At 73.0% G+C, this 3,078-nt stretch carries 3 protein-coding genes and 1 pseudogene; all 4 read right to left on the bottom strand.

Annotation, left to right across the window (positions count from 1 at the left end; genetic code table 11):
- Window positions 1-690: class I SAM-dependent methyltransferase (locus tag ABZ281_RS44065; RefSeq protein ID WP_356663861.1), on the bottom strand; the 690-nt coding region annotated here is incomplete at its 3' end.
- A gap of 3 nt (window positions 691-693) precedes the next feature.
- Entirely contained in the window at window positions 694-1,092 is a 399-nt protein-coding gene (locus tag ABZ281_RS44060; protein ID WP_356663859.1) for a luciferase family protein, read from the bottom strand.
- A 99-nt stretch (window positions 1,093-1,191) separates the two neighbouring features.
- On the bottom strand, window positions 1,192-1,791 hold the full coding sequence (locus ABZ281_RS44055) for an N-acetylmuramoyl-L-alanine amidase (RefSeq protein ID WP_356663857.1): 600 nt from the start codon (window positions 1,789-1,791) through the stop codon (window positions 1,192-1,194).
- 213 nt (window positions 1,792-2,004) lie between these two features.
- Window positions 2,005-3,078: pseudogene (locus tag ABZ281_RS44050) on the bottom strand (ROK family protein); the annotation flags it as partial.

The following is a 3,078-nucleotide window of genomic DNA, read 5'->3' as shown; positions in this document are numbered from 1 at the left end:
GAGCGGTCGGGTGACGAGGTAGAGCAGGTAGGAGGACTTGTTGTCGTCCTGAGGGGCGTCGAGGACGCCGATCCCCTCCACGCGCAGCCCGAACTCGGTGAGCAACGCCGTCGAGAGCTCCGGAGTGAGGACCCACATGTGGACGGTGACCTCACCGCCGCCCGCCAGCCGCAGGATCTCGGGCCGGGCGGCGACCCGGTCCGACGGCCCGTCACCACGACTGTTCGTGTGCAGGACCGTGAAGCAGAGCCGCCCACCCGGCTTCAGCGCCCCGGCGAGAGCGGGCAGCAGCCGGTACGGATCGATGTACGGAACGCCGTTGACGGAGTAGACGACGTCGTACGGCTCGGCCGCGCTCAGATGGTCCACGGCGTCGCCCAGGACCAGCCGCAGCCCGGGCAGCGAGCCGTACCGGGCGCGGGCCCGCTCGTACTGTCCGGCCGAGGCGTCGACCGCGTCCACCAGCGCACCGTGGGCCCGGACCAGATGGGCCGCGTGCCGGGCAGGACCGCATCCGAGGTCCAGTACCCGTCGGCCCGTCAGCTCCCCGAGCACCTCGCTGCCCGGTCCGCCGCCCTCGAACCCCCAGTCGATCCGGGCCGCCTCGGGCAGTGCCGTGCCCCGTCGTACATGGTGCGCCCCGTACGCCTCCCAGGCTTCGGCGTTGACCGCCTCCGGTTCGTCAGCCAAGGCTCAGCCGCCCGCCACCGCGTCACGCGGCAGCACCGTGACCCGGTGGAAGTTGCACCCGGCGAGCCGCGGCTCACCGTCGTCGGCAGGCGGGGTCTGGTGGGCCTTGAGGGCGATGCTCACCAGGCTCAGCAGCAGGTCGACGTCCGCCTCGCAGTCGAGGTGGACCGTCACCCAGCACGAACCGGGCAGCAGATGGATCGCACTCGAACCGGCCAGGTCGTAGTGGAAGCGCTGTATGGCCCGGCGGGTGAGGTGGAGGTCCACATCACGTGAGGAGTGGAAGTGGACGATCTCGTCACGGGCGGAACGGAGCGCCCTTCCGGTACCGCAACTCGCCGGGCCCACCATCAGGTCGGGCCAGGCCTGCAGGCGCTCCATGGCGCGCTGGGCCAGAGTCATGGCCCCATCGTGGCCTGCTTACCGGCCCGCAACCAGAGGTTGAGCGATTTGTAACCGGGACGTGAGGTGGATCGCGGGGGGGGGGTACCGACCAGGGGTTCAGGCGGACTTGACGAGTCTGAGGTAGCGCTTCCAGTCCCAGAGCCGGCCCGGGTCGGTGTGGTCGCTGCCCGGTACCTCGTGATGGCCGATGATGTGCCCGCGGTTCTTCGGGATGTCGTACCTCTCGCAGATCGCGGCGGTGAGCCGGGCCGACCGCTCGTACATGGTGTCGGTGAAGTACCCGGGCCGGTCCACCCAGCCTTCGTGCTCGATGCCGATGCTGCGGGTGTTGTAGTCCCAGTTCCCCGCGTGCCAGGCGATGTCGGACTCGCGCACGCACTGCGCCACGCGCCCGTCGGACGAGCGCACCACGTAGTGCGCGGACACCTTCTTCTCCGGGTTCCGGAAGACGTTCAGGGTGCCGGCGTAGGTCGTCTGCGCCACGTGGATGATCACGTAGTGCAGTGGGTGGGCGCGCGGGCGGTTCGACGGCGTGTAGTTGCCGCGGCTCGCCGGCCGCCATGCGGCTCCGCGGTGATCGACGGCCTGGGGCCGGGCGTCCGCCCGAGTGCTCTGGAGCAGGGCTGTCGGGACGGCGGCGAGGGCGGCGCCCGCGAGGATGCCTCGCCTGCCGGGGAGGGAGCTGGTGCGTTCCATGGGTGTGTGCCTTCCGGGCTCGACGGGAGGGTGTGCCTTGCAACTGCGCGGAGCTGCGGCCGTTGCGGTCGCGGCCCGCGGTGATCAAGTTACGGCGCCTTCCGGTCGGTCGGGAGGATCGGTGGACGGGCCCTGCGATGTGGACAATTCCCTCACCCGGTCGGGTGATTGGAACCGCGCGGCCCTGCCGGCGAGCGTGGGCGACGGCCCGTCTCAGGCCTGCCCGGCGACGGCCGCCGGATCGTCCAGCACCGCCCGGACCACCGAGTGCGCGGCCCCCAGCAGCGGCCCCTGAGGGCCCAGCCCGGACACGGACACGGGGCAGGCCGGGCCCGCCGTGCGCCGCGCCAGCTCGTCCCGCAGCGAGGGCAGCAGCCAGGGCGCGAGACCGGACAGTTCCCCGCCCAGGACCACACCTTCCGGGTCGAGCAGGTTGACCGCCCCCGTCAGGGCCACACCGAGCGCCGTACCGGCGTCGCGCAGGGCACGCCGTACGGCCTCGTCGCCCTCCGCAGCGTGCCCCGCGAGCAATCCGACCCGGTCCTCGTCGGGTTCCAGACCTGCCGCACGCAGCACCGCCTCCTCACCGGCGTACTGCTCCAGACAGCCCCGCCCGCCGCAGGCGCACTCCGGCCCGTCCGGCCGGACCGGCACGTGCCCCAACTCGCCCGCGAAGCCGCGGGTTCCGCGCAGCAGCCCGCCGTCCACCACGACCGCCGCACCGATACCGATCTCCGCCGAGACGTGCAGGAAGTCGCGGGGTGTGTCGTCCCCCAGCCAGAGTTCCGCGAGGGCACCGAAGTTGGCCTCGTTGTCCACCGTCAGCGGAAGGTCCGCCGGCAGCAGTGGGCCGAGGTCCGTGTCGTGCCAGCCGAGGTTCGGGGCGCGCACGACGGTCCGGGCGTCGCGCGCCACCAGGCCCGGCACGGCCACGGCGAGTCCGGCCGGCCGCAGGCCCTCGCTCTCCGCCTCGGCGACGACCTGCCGGATCAGCTCGGTGAGCTCCGCGAGCACGGGCCGGGGGGAGCGGCCGCGGTTGGCTCCCTGCCGTATCGCCCGCGACCGGGTCGCGCCGCGCAGGTCGACGGCACAGACCGCGAGATGGTCGACGCCGACCTCCGCGCCGATCCCGGCCGGGCCGCGACCGCTGACGGCGAGCGCGGAACCGGGGCGGCCCACCCGGCCGGGCCGCTCGGGGCCCAGTTACTCGATGTGCCCCCAGCGGATGTGTTCGTCGACGAGCGTCGAGAGCGCCGCCCGGGTCAGGGCGATCGGCGAGGCGTGGGC

It is taken from the genome of Streptomyces sp. NPDC006265, from assembly GCF_040613555.1.
GTDB lineage: Bacteria > Actinomycetota > Actinomycetes > Streptomycetales > Streptomycetaceae > Streptomyces.
The sequence above is the reverse complement of the archived record's forward strand: the minus strand, read 5'-3'. Positions and strand labels throughout refer to the sequence as shown.

Excerpts from the sequence above, each read along its gene's own strand:
- ABZ281_RS44060 (WP_356663859.1), bottom strand. The coding sequence starts at position 1,092 with ATGACTCTGGCCCAGCGCGCCATGGAGCGCCTGCAGGCCTGGCCCGAC.
- ABZ281_RS44055 (WP_356663857.1), bottom strand. The coding sequence starts at position 1,791 with ATGGAACGCACCAGCTCCCTCCCCGGCAGGCGAGGCATCCTCGCGGGC.